The organism is Curtobacterium sp. MCLR17_051 (genome assembly GCF_003234395.1).
Classification (GTDB): Bacteria; Actinomycetota; Actinomycetes; order Actinomycetales; family Microbacteriaceae; genus Curtobacterium; species Curtobacterium flaccumfaciens.
This window is the reverse complement of record NZ_QKTA01000001.1, coordinates 58,668-73,861: the sequence shown is the minus strand read 5'-3', so window position 1 is coordinate 73,861 and position 15,194 is coordinate 58,668. Positions and strand designations below refer to the sequence as shown.

At 69.4% G+C, this 15,194-nt stretch carries 16 protein-coding genes; 10 read left to right on the top strand and 6 right to left on the bottom strand.

Annotated features, from left to right (window positions below; all coding sequences use genetic code 11):
* Window positions 1-20 precede the first annotated feature (20 nt).
* The 8 genes from DEJ06_RS00345 (at window position 21) to DEJ06_RS00310 (ending at window position 6,900) form a co-directional block, all read left to right on the top strand.
* On the top strand, window positions 21-1,577 hold the full coding sequence (locus tag DEJ06_RS00345) for a PTS mannitol transporter subunit IICB (protein WP_111038043.1): 1,557 nt from the start codon (window positions 21-23) through the stop codon (window positions 1,575-1,577).
* 88 nt (window positions 1,578-1,665) lie between these two features.
* Window positions 1,666-2,103, top strand: coding sequence for a PTS sugar transporter subunit IIA (locus DEJ06_RS00340; RefSeq protein WP_071244331.1), 438 nt, complete (start codon window positions 1,666-1,668; stop codon window positions 2,101-2,103).
* Complete coding sequence (locus DEJ06_RS00335) at window positions 2,100-3,257, top strand: mannitol-1-phosphate 5-dehydrogenase (protein WP_111038042.1); 1,158 nt, start codon at window positions 2,100-2,102, stop codon at window positions 3,255-3,257. The genes DEJ06_RS00340 and DEJ06_RS00335 overlap by 4 nt, the downstream gene beginning before the upstream one ends.
* Before the next feature lie 113 nt (window positions 3,258-3,370).
* Complete coding sequence (locus DEJ06_RS00330) at window positions 3,371-4,303, top strand: NADP-dependent oxidoreductase (RefSeq protein ID WP_111038041.1); 933 nt, start codon at window positions 3,371-3,373, stop codon at window positions 4,301-4,303.
* Window positions 4,304-4,423: 120 nt separating this feature from the next.
* Complete coding sequence (locus DEJ06_RS00325) at window positions 4,424-4,960, top strand: DUF805 domain-containing protein (protein WP_111038040.1); 537 nt, start codon at window positions 4,424-4,426, stop codon at window positions 4,958-4,960.
* Window positions 4,961-5,042: 82 nt separating this feature from the next.
* Window positions 5,043-5,609, top strand: a complete 567-nt coding sequence (locus tag DEJ06_RS00320; protein WP_111038039.1) for a DUF805 domain-containing protein — start codon at window positions 5,043-5,045, stop codon at window positions 5,607-5,609.
* Window positions 5,606-6,130 (top strand): DUF805 domain-containing protein, encoded by a 525-nt coding sequence (locus DEJ06_RS00315; RefSeq protein WP_111038038.1) that lies wholly within the window; start codon window positions 5,606-5,608, stop codon window positions 6,128-6,130. The genes DEJ06_RS00320 and DEJ06_RS00315 overlap by 4 nt, the downstream gene beginning before the upstream one ends.
* Window positions 6,127-6,900, top strand: a complete 774-nt coding sequence (locus tag DEJ06_RS00310) for a DUF805 domain-containing protein (protein ID WP_111038037.1) — start codon at window positions 6,127-6,129, stop codon at window positions 6,898-6,900. The genes DEJ06_RS00315 and DEJ06_RS00310 overlap by 4 nt, the downstream gene beginning before the upstream one ends.
* Window positions 6,901-6,967: 67 nt before the next feature.
* Here the strand turns inward: DEJ06_RS00310 and DEJ06_RS00305 are convergent, their stop codons facing one another.
* The 6 genes from DEJ06_RS00305 to DEJ06_RS00280 all read right to left on the bottom strand — a co-directional run bounded on the left by DEJ06_RS00305 (window position 6,968) and on the right by DEJ06_RS00280 (window position 12,500).
* The gene (locus DEJ06_RS00305; protein WP_071244287.1) at window positions 6,968-7,609 is read right to left on the bottom strand and encodes a TNT domain-containing protein; all 642 of its coding nucleotides are present in this window, start codon (window positions 7,607-7,609) and stop codon (window positions 6,968-6,970) included.
* 51 nt (window positions 7,610-7,660) lie between these two features.
* Entirely contained in the window at window positions 7,661-8,434 is a 774-nt protein-coding gene (locus DEJ06_RS00300; protein WP_017888736.1) for a succinate dehydrogenase iron-sulfur subunit, read from the bottom strand.
* A 1-nt stretch (window position 8,435) separates the two neighbouring features.
* On the bottom strand, window positions 8,436-10,229 hold the full coding sequence (sdhA, locus tag DEJ06_RS00295) for a succinate dehydrogenase flavoprotein subunit (RefSeq protein WP_027466445.1): 1,794 nt from the start codon (window positions 10,227-10,229) through the stop codon (window positions 8,436-8,438).
* Between the two features lie 49 nt (window positions 10,230-10,278).
* Complete coding sequence (sdhD, locus tag DEJ06_RS00290; RefSeq protein ID WP_071406401.1) at window positions 10,279-10,725, bottom strand: succinate dehydrogenase, hydrophobic membrane anchor protein; 447 nt, start codon at window positions 10,723-10,725, stop codon at window positions 10,279-10,281.
* An 11-nt stretch (window positions 10,726-10,736) separates the two neighbouring features.
* Complete coding sequence (gene sdhC / locus DEJ06_RS00285) at window positions 10,737-11,186, bottom strand: succinate dehydrogenase, cytochrome b556 subunit (RefSeq protein ID WP_017888739.1); 450 nt, start codon at window positions 11,184-11,186, stop codon at window positions 10,737-10,739.
* A 78-nt stretch (window positions 11,187-11,264) separates the two neighbouring features.
* Window positions 11,265-12,500: a glycosyltransferase family 1 protein gene (locus DEJ06_RS00280; protein WP_228513213.1), complete on the bottom strand. Its 1,236-nt coding sequence runs from the start codon at window positions 12,498-12,500 to the stop codon at window positions 11,265-11,267.
* Between the two features lie 187 nt (window positions 12,501-12,687).
* Between DEJ06_RS00280 and DEJ06_RS00275 the strand changes: the two genes are divergently transcribed.
* Together DEJ06_RS00275 and DEJ06_RS00270 are read left to right on the top strand one after the other, a co-directional pair.
* Entirely contained in the window at window positions 12,688-13,803 is a 1,116-nt protein-coding gene (locus tag DEJ06_RS00275; protein ID WP_111038036.1) for a mannose-1-phosphate guanylyltransferase, read from the top strand.
* A 198-nt stretch (window positions 13,804-14,001) separates the two neighbouring features.
* The gene (locus tag DEJ06_RS00270) at window positions 14,002-15,066 is read left to right on the top strand and encodes a BMP family protein (protein ID WP_027466452.1); all 1,065 of its coding nucleotides are present in this window, start codon (window positions 14,002-14,004) and stop codon (window positions 15,064-15,066) included.
* Window positions 15,067-15,194 lie beyond the last annotated feature (128 nt).

Sequence of the window (15,194 nt, the reverse complement as noted above, 5' to 3'; positions counted from 1 at the left end):
CACACAGAAAGTCACCGCACATGACAACGTCGTCCGTTGCAGCGCCCGACGCACCCGCGAAGTCGCGGGGCGGCGCACGCGTCGCCGTTCAGAAGTTCGGCACGTTCCTCTCCGGCATGGTCATGCCCAACATCGCGATCTTCATCGCGTGGGGCATCATCACGGCCTTCTTCATCGAGACCGGGTGGACGCCCGTCGGCGTGCTCGGTGGGTTCGGTGAGACGGCCGGCGTCGCCAACCCCGGCCTCGTCGGTCCGATCCTGACCTACCTGATCCCGCTCGCGATCGCCATCCAGGGCGGCCGGATGATCTACGACACCCGCGGTGCCGTCGTCGGGTCGATCATGACCATGGGTGTGATCATCGGTGCCTCCGGCACCACGATGATCCTCGGCGCGATGATCTGTGGCCCGCTCGGTGCCTACCTGATCAAGCAGATCGACCGGATCTGGGACGGCAAGATCAAGCCCGGCTTCGAGATGCTCGTCAACAACTACGCAGCCGGGATCCTGGGCTTCGTCCTCGCGATGATCGGGTTCTTCTGGCTCGCGCCGCTGTTCAAGCTCATCGCCGAGGGCCTCGGCTCCGCGGTGGACTTCCTCGTGCAGCACTCGCTCCTGCCGCTCGCCAGCGTCATCATCGAGCCGGCGAAGGTCTTCTTCCTGAACAACGCCATCAACCACGGTGTGCTCGACCAGCTGGGTGCGGCGCAGGTCGCCGAGTCGGGCAAGTCGATCCTGTTCCTGCTCGAGGCGAACCCCGGCCCCGGCCTCGGTCTGCTGCTCGCCTTCACCTTCTTCGGTTTCGGCATCGCCCGCTCGACCGCTCCCGGCGCCATCATCATCCAGTTCTTCGGTGGCATCCACGAGATCTACTTCCCGTACGTGCTGCAGAAGCCGATCCTGTTCATCGCCGTCATCCTCGGTGGTGCCACGGGTGTCGCCACGAACGTCGCGTTCCAGTCCGGCCTCGTCGCCCCGGCGTCGCCCGGCTCGATCTTCGCGGTGCTCGGCGCCACGGAGCGCAACAGCTTCCTCGGCGTGATCCTGTCGGTCATCCTGTCCGCCGCGGTGTCGTTCGCAGTCTCGTCCTTCTTCCTCCTCGCCAGCCGCAAGCGCGACCTGGCGAACGGTGGCGGTGACATGAGCGCCGCGATGGCGAAGCTCCAGGCGAACAAGGGCCGCGACGTCAACTCGGCGACCGCCGGCCTGCTCGGAAACAACTCCCCGGCCAACGAGGAAGAGGCCGAGGCCTCCCTCGGCGGCGTCGGCTCGGCGAGCACGGCGACGGCGACGAAGGTCCAGAACCTGGTCTTCGCCTGCGACGCCGGCATGGGCTCGAGTGCGATGGGCGCCAGCGTCCTGCGCAACAAGATCAAGAAGGCGGGCATCGAAGGGGTCACGGTCTCCAACAAGGCGATCGCGAACCTGTCCGGTGACGAGGACCTGATCATCACGCAGGAAGAACTGACGGACCGCGCGAAGCAGAAGAACCCGAACGCGCAGCACGTGTCGGTCGGCAACTTCATGAACGCTCCGCAGTACGACCAGGTCGTCGAGCAGCTGAAGAACCAGTAACGCCACAACCAGTAACGAAGTGCAGTATCGGAGGGGACGGGGCTGACCCGTCCCCTCCATCTCGTCCTCAACACAAGGAGAACCCCCGATGCCCGTCCTGCAGGAGAGCCAGATCCGCATCCACACCGAGGACACCGCGCCGACCAAGTCGGAAGCGATGAAGGAGGCGGCCGAGATCCTCGAGGCTGCGGGCGCGGTCACGGCCGACTACTACCCGGCCATGCTCGAGCGTGAGAAGAGCGTGTCCACCTACATGGGCAACTTCCTCGCCATCCCGCACGGCACCAACGACGCGAAGGACGCCATCAAGTCGTCCGCCCTGTCGTTCATCCGCTACGCCAGCCCGATCGACTGGGACGGCAACCCCGTGCGCTTCGTCGTCGGCATCGCCGGCGTGAACAACGAGCACCTCGACATCCTGTCGAAGATCGCGATCGTGTTCTCCGACGAGGACGAGGTCCAGAAGCTCACCGACGCGGCCGACACCGCTGCGATCCTCTCGATCCTCGGCGAGGTCAACGAGTGAGCACCAGCACCGCCGTCCACTTCGGCGCCGGCAACATCGGCCGTGGCTTCGTCGGGCTCCTGCTCCACGAGGCCGGGTACGAGGTCGTCTTCGCCGACGTCGCCGCCCCGCTCATCGACGCCCTGGCCGCAGCCGACTCGTACACCGTGCACGAGGTCGGGGCCGGCGCCCAGGACCACGAGGTCACGAACTTCCGCGCGATGAACAGCGCACAGGACGAGGACGGCGTGGTCGCCGAGATCGCGAAGGCCGCGATCGTCACGTGCGCCGTCGGCCCGAACGTCCTGAAGTTCATCGCCCCAGTCATCGCCCGTGCGCTCGTCGCCCGCGACGCGGACGCCGCACCGATCGCCGTCATGGCGTGCGAGAACGCACTGAACGCCACGGACCGCCTGCGAGAGTTCATCGTCGCCGCCCTGCCCGAGGACGGCCGCGACGCCGCCCTGGCCAAGGCCGTCTTCGCGAACACCGCCGTCGACCGCATCGTGCCCGCGCAGCCCGAGGGCGGCGGACTCGACGTCACCGTGGAGACCTACTTCGAGTGGGCCATCGACCGCACGCCGTTCGGTGGGAACGAGCCGGAGATCCCCGGCGCGCACTACGTCGACGGCCTCGCGGCGTCGATCGAGCGCAAGCTCTTCACCGTCAACACCGGGCACGCCACCGTCGCGTACCACGGCTTCGTCGCCGGGGCCGACAAGATCTCGGACGCCATCGCGATCCCCGCCGTGCGCTCCGAGCTCGAGTCCGTGCTCGCCGAGACGAGCGACCTGCTCATCCGCCGGCACGAGCTCGACCCCGAGGTGCACCGCGCGTACGTGCAGGCGATCATCGGCCGGTTCGAGAACCCGCACCTGCCCGACACGGTGACCCGCGTCGGCCGTCAGCCGCTCCGCAAGCTGTCGCGCGACGAGCGGTTCGTCTCGCCCGCCGCCGCGCTGGCCGAGGACGGCACCGAGCCGACCGCGCTCCTCGACGCGATGGCCGCGGCGCTCCGCTTCGACGTCGCGGACGACGAGCAGAGCGTCGAACTGCAGGCGCTGTTGGCATCGGACGCGTCCGACGCGGACGTGGCCACGCAGATCACCGGTCTCGCTGCGGAGCACCCGCTGCACGCCGCGTTCACCGAGCGGATCCGGTCCGCGCGCGCTTGAGGACGTCGGCAAGGGCGGCTTGACGACGTCCGCACGGACGGACGGGAGGCCCGTCACCAGCTGGTGACGGGCCTCCCGTCCGTTCCGGGGTCGCGACGCGTACCGTCGCCCGCATGACGAAGCACTGGGTGGCCCCACGGTTCGGCGGCAGCGAAGTCCTGGAGTACGTCGACACCGAGGTGCCGACGCCCGGCCCCGGCGCGGTCACGATCGCCGTCCGCGCCGCCGGTATGAACCCGGCCGACACCAAGCACACCCGCCAGGGCGACCCCGCGGACCTGCCGATCGCCGTCGGCTACGAGGTCGCCGGCGTCCTGTCCGCCGTCGGCCCCGACACCGAGATCGCGTCCGGCGGGGGAGCGGTCGGCGACGAGGTCCTCGCCTTCCGCGTGAGCGGCGGCTGGGCCGAGTCGGTCACGGTGCCCGCGGCCGACGTCTTCGCGAAGGCCGCTTCGCTCGGCTTCCCGGAGGCCGCCAACCTGCTCCTCGCCGGCTCGACCGCCGCCGACATGCTCCGTGTCACCCGCGCCGAGGGGCGCGACACCGTCCTGGTGCACGGCGCCTCGGGCGCGGTCGGCGTCAGCCTGCTCCAGCAGCTGCGGCTGCTCGGCACCCGCGTCATCGGCACCGCGTCGGAGCGTGGTGCGGACGTCGTGCGACGCTTCGGTGGCGAGTGGGTCGCGTACGGCGACGGCCTGGAGGCTCGTGTCCGTGATCTCGCTCCCTCCGGCATCGACGTGGCACTGGACTGCGTCGGCACCGACGAGGCCGTCGACGTCTCGCTCGCGTTGGTCGCGGACCGGTCACGGATCGTGACGATCGCCGCGCAGGCGCGGGCCGCATCGGACGGCATCGCCGCGGTGGGCGGCGCACAGCCGGCCAGCAAGGCGTTCCGGGACTCGGTGCGGCAGCGGCTCATCGACCTGGCCGGTGCCGGACAGCTCGAGGTGCCGGTGGCGCGGACCTTCCCGCTGGCGGAGGCGAAGGTGGCGGCGGAGCTGCTGGAGTCCGGGCACCCCGGGGGCAAGCTCGCGCTCCTGCCCTGACAGCGTCGTCGGGCCAGGTCCTCGGTCGGGTCAGGTGTCGTCCGGGCGGATGACGCTCACCGGGGCGGGGGAGTGCCACACTCTGTGTGGACCGACAGCCGCGCCGGAAGGAACCCACCGATGAGCGACCAGTACCCACCACGGGACCGGTACGGCCAGCAGCAGGGCCCGTACGGACAGCAGCCGTGGGGGCAGCAGCCTCCGGGGCAGTACCGGCAGCCCGGTCCGGGTCGGCCGAGTGGTGGGAGGTCCGAGCCGCCGCTCTGGGCGCCCTGGTACGGCATCCCCTTCCCCCAGGCGTTCCTGCGGTTCTGGAAGAAGTACGTGCGCTTCGACGGTCGGGCCAGCCAGTCGGAGTACTGGTTCTGGGCGCTCTGGTACCTGATCGGTTCGGCTGCCGCCGGCATCATCGGGAGCGGGTTCGACGTGCTGCCGTTCGTCGACGACGGTTCGGACGGACTCGGCAGTCTCTGGAGCCTGGCCTGCGCACTCGGGTTCATCGCGTTGACCGTGCGACGGCTGCACGACGTCAACCTCAGTGGCCTGCTCGCCCTGTTGTTCATCATCCCGCCGATCGGCATCCTGTTCTCGTTGATCATCGGCCTGATGTCGTCGAACCCGCAGGGGCAGCAGTACGACCGTCCGCTGCAGGGGTGACGCGCGGTACCGGTTCTGACCGCCGCTCAGGAGTTCTGGTTGACTCAGACGCGAACATCAGCCAACACTCGAGGGGGACCACGTGAGCGACCAGTACCCGCAGGATCCGAACAACCAGCCGAACGCCCAGTTCGGCGGCGCACCGCAGTACAGCCAGCAGCCGCCGACCGGACCGAACGGTGAACCGCCGCTCTGGGCACCGTGGTACGGGATCTCGTTCGGCAAGGCCGTCGGCCGCTTCTTCAAGAAGTACGCCACGTTCAGCGGTCGTGCCAGCCGGAGCGAGTTCTGGTGGTGGTACCTCGCCAACGCGATCGTCGGCATCGTCCTCGGCATCCTGTACGCCATCGGTTTCGCGACCTCCGAGCGCTCGACCGTGTCGATGTCGTCCTCGACGTCGGCCAGCGTCCAGTCCACCGTCACCGAGCCGTCCGCGCTCTTCGTCATCTCGGGCATCCTGTTCCTGCTCTGGGGACTCGCGATCATCATCCCGACGCTCGCCCTCGGCTGGCGCCGCCTGCACGACGCGAACCTGACGGGCGCGCTGTGGATCATCGCGATCTTCGTCGGCATCGTCGGCATCGTCTTCGGCCTGCTGCCCTCGAACCCGCAGGGCGCGCGCTTCGACCGTCCGCAGGGCGCCCGATGACCGAGAGCACGCAGCAGTGGGCGCCCCCGCAGCAGCCCGGTCAGCAGACCGACGCCGCAGGGACGCCGCCGCGATGGGCACCGTGGTACGGGATCTCGTTCCCGAAGGCAGTTGCGCGCTTCTTCGCGAAGTACGCCACGTTCAGCGGCCGTGCGAGCCGGAGTGAGTTCTGGTGGTGGTTCCTGGCGAACACGATCGTCACCGGGGCACTCGTGGCCATCGGGACGGTCATCCGCCTCACCACGCTCAACAGCCGGACCGTCGACTACTACGGCAACGAGATCACCGTCGTCGACCCGGTCCCGCCGGTCTTCTGGGTCGTGCTCGTCCTGCTGGCGCTCTGGGGTCTCGCGACCCTGGTGCCGTCGCTCGCCCTCGGCTGGCGGCGCCTGCACGACGCGAACCTGTCCGGGGCGCTCTGGATCATCGCGCTGTTCGTCGGCGTCGTCGGCATCGTCTTCGGGTTGCTGCCGTCGAACTCGCAGGGCGCGCGGTACGACCGGCCCGGGGTCGGTCGATGAGCAACGACGGGACGCCGCAGTGGGGTCAGCCGGGTGGCGGTCAGCCTCAGGGGCAGCCGGGCTCCGGTGACCAGCCTGCTCACGGGCAGCCGGGCTCCGTCGGGCAGCCCGGGTACGGGCAGCAGTCGGGTTACGGGCAGCAGTCGGGTTACGGGCAGCAGCCTGGCTACGGGCAGCAGCCTGGCTACGGGCAGCAGCCCGGCTACGGACAGCAGCCCGGCTACGGACAGCAGCCGTACCAGCAGTACGCCCAGCCGTACGTCGGTGGGTACCCGCAACTGGCGGAGCCGATACCGGTCGGCCCGGACGGCGTTCCGCCGCTGTGGGCCCCTTGGTACGGCATCGGGTTCCTCGACGCCTTCCTCCGGTTCTTCAAGAAGTACGCCCGCTTCGACGGCCGTGCCGGTCGCAGTGAGTACTGGTACTGGTTCCTGGCCAACGCCATCGTCACGATCGTGCTCTACGGGGGCTTCATCGCCCTGCTGATCGCCACCAGCCCGACCACAACCGTCGTGGACGACTACGGGTACTCGCGCGACGTGTCGGGGGCGCCTTCACCGTTCGCCTTCGTGCTGCTCGGGCTCTTCGGGCTGTGGTGGCTCGCCACCCTCGTGCCGAACCTGGCACTCGCGTGGCGCCGGCTCCACGACGCGAACCTGCCGGGCCCGCTCTGGCTCGTGTCGCTCATCGCGAGCCCCGCGGCAATCGTGTTCGGCTGCCTGCCGTCGAACCCGGCCGGTGCGCAGTACGACCGCCCCGACCTGCGGTAGCTCCACGAACGAGAACAGCCCGCCCCACGCATCGAGCGCGGGGCGGGCTGTTCGTGTATCGGTGGGGTCAGACGACCCGGAGGCGGACGAGCGCGCCGTCGACCACCAGGTCACGCACGGTGGCCGACGGGTCGGCGATCTGGAAGCGCAGGGCGCCGCCCGGCTGCTCGAACCAGGGCTGGACGAAGCGGACGTTCACCAGGAACGGCCGGTCGACGACGTACCGGTGGGTCTCCGGCGAGGAGGTCACGTGCGGGGGCAGTGACCGGCTGGGCAGCGGGGTGTCGAGCGGGTGCAGCAGGTAGCCGTCCGGGCCCCCGATGCGGTCGACGGGGACACCGGCCGGGATCTGGATGGTCAGCCCCTGCTCGCCGGCCTGTGCGACCTGCTGCGCGAGCTGCGGGTAGGTCGACGCTGCGCGGTCGCGGAGCCCCTCGAGCTCATGACGAGGGATGTCGCGCGGCTCCGGGAACGGACGGTTCAGGAAGCGGCGCAGCATCTCGACCGCGTCGTCCTCGCCCGTGGCCTGCGCGAGACGACGAGCCGTGCCGTAGTCGACCACCTCGAGCGCGTAGCCGGAGGCGTCGGTCTGGACGATGCGGAGCGCCCCCTCGACCGGCGGTTCGTGCAGGGTCTCGCCGGGGAGCTGCACGTACCGGGTCGTGTAGCCGAGCTGGTCGAGGATGGGGCGGGTGTCCGCGAACGTCATGGTCGGGAGCCTATCGGTCGACGTGGTGCTGGGCCTTGGACGGAGCCGGGACTACGCGCGGCCGCGCATGATCGCCTGCTTGACCTCGGAGATCGCCTTCGTCACCTGGATGCCACGGGGGCACGCGTCGGTGCAGTTGAAGGTCGTGCGGCAGCGCCAGACGCCTTCCTTGTCGTTGAGGATGTCGAGACGGACGTTCGCGGCGTCGTCGCGGGAGTCGAAGATGAACCGGTGTGCGTTCACGATCGCGGCGGGGCCGAAGTACTGCCCGTCGGTCCAGAACACCGGGCAGGACGACGTGCACGCGGCGCAGAGGATGCACTTCGTGGTGTCGTCGAAGCGGGCGCGGTCGGCGACGGACTGCACACGCTCCTTGCCGGGCGTCGGGGCTGACGAGGACTGCAGGAACGGCTGCACCTCGCGGTAGCTCTGGAAGAAGGGCTCCATGTCGACGACGAGGTCCTTCTCGAGCGGCAGGCCCTTGATCGCCTCGACGTAGATCGGCTTCGAGACGTCGAGGTCCTTGATCAGGGTCTTGCACGCCAGGCGGTTGCGACCGTTGATTCGCATCGCGTCGGAACCACACACGCCGTGCGCGCACGAGCGGCGGAAGGTCAGGGACCCGTCCTGCTCCCACTTGATCTTGTGCAGGGCGTCGAGGATGCGGTCGGTCGGCAGCATCATGACGTCGAAGTCCTGCCAGCGCGGCTCGTCGTCGACGTCGGGGTCGAAGCGACGGACGATGACCGTGACGGAGAAGGATCCGGGAGGGGCGTCCTGCACGGTGTCGGTGCGGGGTGCTTCGGAGACCAGGGTGTCGGTCATCTCAGTACTTCCTCTCCATCGGCTGGTACCGCGTGATGACGACGGGCTTCCAGTCGAGCGTGATGTGGTCGTCGGCGAGTGACGAGTGCGGGTCGCCCGTCAGGTACGCCATGGTGTGCTGCATGTAGTTCTCGTCGTCGCGCTTCGGGTAGTCGTCGCGCATGTGGCCGCCGCGGCTCTCCTTGCGGTTGCGCGCCGAGTAGACGACGACCTCGGCCAGGTCGAGCAGGAACCCGAGCTCGACGGCCTCGAGCAGGTCGGTGTTGAACCGCTTGCCCTTGTCCTGCACGGAGACCTGCATGAAGCGGTTGCGGAGCGTGTGCAGCGTCTCGGTGACGCGGGCGAGCGACTCGTCCGTGCGGAACACCTGGGCGTTCTTGTCCATCTCCTCCTGCAGTTCCTTGCGGAGGGCGGAGACGCGCTCGGTGCCGGTCGAGGCACGGAGCTGGTCGAGCATGCCGCGGACGCCGGCCGCCGGGTCTTCCGGCAGGGGGAGGAACTCGGCGGTCTGGACCCACTCGGCGGCGTTGTTGCCCGAGCGCTTGCCGAAGACGTTGATGTCGAGCAGCGAGTTGGTGCCGAGTCGGTTGGAGCCGTGCACGGAGACGCAGGCGCACTCGCCGGCGGCGTACAGGCCGGGGACGACGGTGGTGTTGTCGTACAGGACCTCGGCCTTGACGTTCGTCGGGATCCCGCCCATCGCGTAGTGCGCGGTCGGCATGACGGGCACCGGCTCGACGACGGGGTCGACGCCGAGGTACGTGCGGGCGAACTCGGTGATGTCCGGCAGCTTCGTCTCGAGGACCTCGGCCCCCAGGTGCGTGCAGTCGAGCAGCACGTAGTCCTTGTTCGGTCCGGCGCCGCGACCTTCGGCCACTTCCTGCACCATGCAGCGCGCGACGATGTCACGCGGTGCGAGGTCCTTGATGGTGGGGGCGTACCGCTCCATGAAGCGCTCACCCGAGGCGTTCCGGAGGATCGCACCCTCGCCGCGGGCACCCTCGGTCAGCAGGATGCCGAGCCCGGCGAGCCCGGTCGGGTGGAACTGGAAGAACTCCATGTCCTCGAGCGGCAGGCCCTTGCGCCAGACGATGCCGACGCCGTCGCCGGTCAGGGTGTGCGCGTTCGAGGTGGTCTTGTACATCTTGCCGAAGCCGCCGGTCGCGAAGATCATCGCCTTGGCGTGGAAGACGTGCAGCTCACCGGTCGCGAGCTCGAACGCGACGACGCCGGCCGGCTGCTGGCGGGTGACACCATCGTCACCGACGACGTCGACCATGATGAGGTCGAGCGCGTAGAACTCGTTGTAGAACTCGACGCCGAGCTTCACGCAGTTCTGGAACAGCGTCTGCAGGATCATGTGCCCGGTGCGGTCTGCTGCGTAGCAGGCCCGGCGGACCGGGGACTTGCCGTGGTCGCGGGTGTGCCCACCGAAACGACGCTGGTCGATCTTGCCCTCGGGCGTGCGGTTGAACGGCAGGCCCATGTTCTCGAGGTCGATGACGGCGTCGATCGCCTCTTTCGCCAGGATCTCGGCGGCGTCCTGGTCGACCAGGTAGTCGCCGCCCTTGATCGTGTCGAAGGTGTGCCACTCCCACGAGTCCTCTTCGACGTTCGCGAGGGCCGCGGCCATCCCGCCCTGCGCCGCACCGGTGTGCGACCGGGTGGGGTAGAGCTTCGAGATGACGGCCGTCTTCGCCTTCGGGCCGGCTTCGATCGCGGCTCGCATGCCCGCGCCTCCGGCGCCGATGATGACGATGTCGAACTGGTGGTGGTGGACGGTGGTCTCGGTCACAGGGGTCTTTCCGTAGACGGTGGGAACGCGGGCAGCAACGGTGGTGGTGCTACTGCGCCGGGCAGAAGGACGGCAGGTCGGCGGCAGCGGCGCCGGCGGGGCACGGGTCGAAGGTCCAGCAGACGAGGAGCCCGAGGACGATCAGCACGACGCAGGCGGCCAGGATCGCGACGAGGAGCGTCTTCCGGATGCCCGGCTTCGACACGTAGTCGTTGACGATCGTGCGCATGCCGTTCGAGCCGTGGATGAGGGCGAGGACCAGCATGAGCGAGTCCCAGACCTTCCAGAAGGGGTTGGCCCACTTGCCGGCGACGAAGGCGAAGTCGATCTGCTTCACGCCCTCGCCGGCCACCATGTTGACGAAGAGGTGGCCGAAGATCAGCACGACGAGCAGCACGCCCGAGGCGCGCATGTAGATCCAGCCCCACTTCTCCCAGTTGGTGGTGCTGCGGGCGGCTGCGGCCGAGCGGGGAGGTTCGACGATCTGCGTGGTCATCTTCGTGCCCCTCAGTTGAAGTCCGCGACGAGGTTCATGAGCTGGCGGGGCAGGAAGCCCGCGATCGCCACCGCCCACAGGACCATGACGATCCAGAACATGGCCCGCTGGTACTTCGGGCCCTTCGACCAGAAGTCGATCAGGATGATCCGCAGGCCATTGAAGGCGTGGAAAACGATGGCCATGACGAGCGCGATCTCGCCGAGGTTCATGATCGGGGTCTTGTACGTGCCGATGACCGCGTTGTACGCCTCTGGGGAGAGCCGCACGAGCGCCGTGTCGAGGATGTGCACGAGCAGGAAGAAGTAGATCGCGACGCCGGTGATGCGGTGGAGGACCCACGACCACATCCCGATCGAACCGCGGTAGAGCGTGCCCTGTGGCGTCCGAGAAGCCCGCGGGGCTTCGATCGAGACGTCGGGCACCGCGGTCGCCGTACCCCCGCCGGTGTGCTCAGCCATGAGCTCGTCCTTCCATAGGACGGGCTCGCCCGATCGGCGAGCCCTTGCCGTTCGTGTTCGTGTGGAACACGACCCATCCTATGCGCGGGCGCTGACCTTCTCGTCCCGACCTGCCCGGAGGCCCCGTCCGACGGGCGGCGCGCCGATGGTGCGGGCCGTGTCGTGGTGGTCGAGGAGCTGGTCGCCGACGGCCTCCCAGGTGGTGCCCTCGACCCGGAGCCGACCGGCGGAACCCATCCGCTCCGCCAGCGCGCGGTCGTGGTGCAGCCGCAGGACCGCGTGCCGCAGGGCCTGCGGCGCATCGGCGTCGTAGAGCTCGCCGTCGAGCCCCGGGGCGACCAGGTCGAGCGGGCCGCCGGACGCCGGTGCGATCACCGGCAGGCCGGAGGCGTGGGCCTCCTGCAGGGTCTGTCCGAAGGTCTCGGCCGGACCGGTGTGCACGAACAGGTCGAGCGACGCGTACGCGTCGGCGAGTGCGTCGCCGCGCAGGGGGCCGGTGAAGGTGACGTCGAGGTGCCGGAGACGACGTTCGAGCATCGCCCGCGACGGACCCCCTCCGGCCACGACGACCCGGATGCCGGGGACGCCGCCGAGTTCGGCGAGCCGCTCGACCTCCTTCTCCGGGGCCAGGCGTCCGACGTACCCGACGATGGTCTCGCCGTTCGGTGCCAGGCGGCGTCGGAGTGCCCGCACGTGCCCGGTCGACCGGCGCGCGGGGTGGAACAGCTCGGTGTCGACGCCGCGACCCCAGCGGGCGACGCGGGGCACGCCCTCCTCGGCGAGCATCGCGGCCGTCGCGCTCGACGGGGCGAGCGTCAGCGAGGCGCCGGCGTGGATGCGTCCGAGGATCTTCCGCACCAACGGGACGGTCGCGGTCAGGCCGTTGCGGCGGGCGAACCCGGCCACGTCGGTCTGGAAGACGGCGACGGAGGGGATGCCGAGCCTCCCGGCTGCCGTGATCGCGCGCCCACCCAGCAGGAACGGACTGGCGGCGTGGAGCACGTCGGCGCCGGAGGCGGCGAGGATCGTGTCGAGCACCGGGTGGGGGAGTGCCACCGGGAACTGGCGGTAGGCGACGGCGGGGATGCGGTGGACGTCGAAGGAGCGGTAGCGCTCGACGGCGCTGCGCGACCGGAACTGCGCCAGGCCGGGGGTGTCCGGGGCGATCACGACCGCGCGGTGACCCCGTCGTTCCAGGTGGTCGAGGACCGCCAGGACACTGGTGGTCACGCCGTTGAGGGTGGGCAGGAAGCTCTCGGTCACGACGGCGACGGTCCGGGGGGACGTGCCGCGCTCCACGCTGCGTGCGCTCATGGTGCTGCCCATGCTCCGGTCGTGACGTGACCCGGCGGGGCCGACGACGTGAACGGGACGCGCGCGCCGGGTGAACAACGCGACGCCCTCCGGTGCGGACGCCGGACGGAGCCCTGCGGGAGGCCGCATGCGGGAATCGTGCGGAGACCACCCAGGATCCGCCCGGTGGGACCGGTACGGTGAGCGCGTGGCTGACGCTCTCGAAGACTTCTACGCGATCATCCCCGCAGGGGGCATCGGATCGCGCCTGTGGCCGTTGTCGCGCGCGGACGCACCCAAGTTCCTGCACGACCTGACGGGATCGGGCACCTCGCTGCTGCGGCAGACCTGGGACCGCCTGGCGCCGCTCGCCGGCGACCAGCGGATCATGGTCGTCACCGGCCGTGCGCACCGGGTCGCGGTGGAGTCGCAGCTGCCCGGCGTCGAGGACCACAACGTGGTGCTCGAGAGCGAACCGAAGGACTCCACGGCGGCCATCGGCCTGGCCGCGGCGATCCTGGTGCGCCGCGAGCCCGACGTCGTCATCGGCTCGTTCGCCGCCGACCACGTCATCGGTGACGCCCGCGGGTTCCGTCGTTCGGTGCGCGAAGCCGTCGCCGTCGCCCGCGCCGGCTACGTCACCACCATCGGCATCACCCCGACGGAACCCGCGATCGGCTTCGGCTACATCAACGCCGACACCGCCGCGCTCGACATCGAGGGTGCCCCGACCGCACACGCGGTGAAGTCCTTCGTCGAGAAGCCGGACCTCGACACCGCCCGCTCGTACGTCGAGCAGGGCAACTACCTCTGGAACGCCGGCATGTTCATCGCGCGCGCCGACGTGCTGCTCGCCGAGATCGGCCGGACGAAGCCCGAGCTGCTGGCGGGCATCAACGAACTCGCCGACGCCTGGGACACCTCGGCGCGCGGCGCCGTCGTCGACGCCGTCTGGCCGATGCTCGAGAAGATCGCGATCGACTACACGGTCGCCGAGCCCGCCGCCGCCGCCGGACGCATGGCGGTCGTCCCCGGTGACTTCGACTGGGACGACGTGGGCGACTTCGCCTCGCTCGCCAAGCTGCAGTCCGGCGGCCGGCCGAACAACCTCGCCGTGCTCGGGGACGGTGCCCGCATCCTGGCGGACTCGTCGAGCGGCATCGTGATCTCGCACAGCCAGCGGCTTATCTCGCTCATCGGCGTCGAGGACATCGTCGTCGTGGACACCCCGGACGCGCTGCTCGTCACCACGAGCGCGAACGCACAGCGGGTCAAGGGCGTCGTGGATGCCCTGAAGATCAGCGGCCGCGACGACGTCCTGTAGCGCTCCATCGACAAACCCCTCGAACTGGGGGTGAATGAATGGCCCCGCGTTACGGGCGCGTTTCGGCGGGGTCGCGATCCCGTAACCGATCCGCAGGACCCCCGCAACGGGTCCTGTACCGACCCGACGGTCGTGTACTGTCGCCACGATCGCCCGGAACGCACGTGGTCCGGGCACGCTCCCCGGAGGAACCAACCCGTGACATCTCGTACCCGACAGGTCGTCCTCAGCGGCCTCGCGCTCGCCGGCACCGTCGCCGTCCTGGCCGGCTGCGCCTCGGCGCCGTCCACCACCGACTCGGCGAAGAAGACCGACTTCCGCCCCTGCATGGTCTCCGACGCCGGTGGGTTCGACGACAAGTCGTTCAACCAGCTCGGCTACGAGGGCATGAAGGACGCAGCCAAGGACCTCGGTGCCACCTACAAGGAGGCCGAGTCGAAGGACGCCACCGTCTACGACTCGAACATCGAGCAGCTCATCGGCCAGAACTGCAACCTCGTCGTGACCGTCGGCTTCAACCTGGCCGACGCCACGAAGAAGCAGGCCGCGGCGAACCCCGACACCGACTTCGCGATCATCGACGACAACTCGATCGACGCGAAGAACGTCAAGCCGATCACGTTCGACACCTCGCAGGCGGCGTTCCTCGCCGGCTACGCGGCGGCGTCCTACTCGAAGACCGGCGTCGTCGGCACCTTCGGTGGCATGCAGATCCCGACCGTCACCATCTTCATGGACGGCTTCGCGGACGGCGTGAAGTACTACAACGAGCAGAAGGACAAGGACGTCAAGGTCGTCGGCTGGAACGTCGACACCGGCAAGGGCTCCTTCACCGGTGGCTTCGAGGCCGGCACGCAGGCCAAGTCGGTCGCGCAGACGCTCCTCGACCAGGACGCCGACGTGATCCTGCCCGTCGGTGGCCCGATCTACCAGTCCGCTGCCGAGGCCATCAAGGACGCCGACAACGGCTCCGTCCTGATCGGTGCGGACAGCGACCTCTACGAGGCCGACCCCCGCTACAAGGACATCGCCTTCACCTCGGTCGAGAAGGGCATGCGCCCGGCCGTGAAGGACGTCGTCGAGCAGGCGGCTGACGACAAGTTCTCGAAGGACCCGTACGTGGGCACCCTCGAGAACGACGGCGTCGGCATCGCGCCGTTCCACGACTTCGAGTCCAAGGTCGACAAGGGCCTGCAGGGCGAGCTCGACGACGTGAAGGCCGGCATCATCGACGGCTCGATCAAGGTCAAGACCCAGTCCTGACCCGATGAACGCGGGCGGGGGAGCATCCCTCGCCCGCGTTCTCGTGCGCCCGGGTGGCGCACACCCCATCGTGCGCCCGGCGCGCACACCACATCGTGCGCCCGGCGGCGCACACCACATCGTGCATC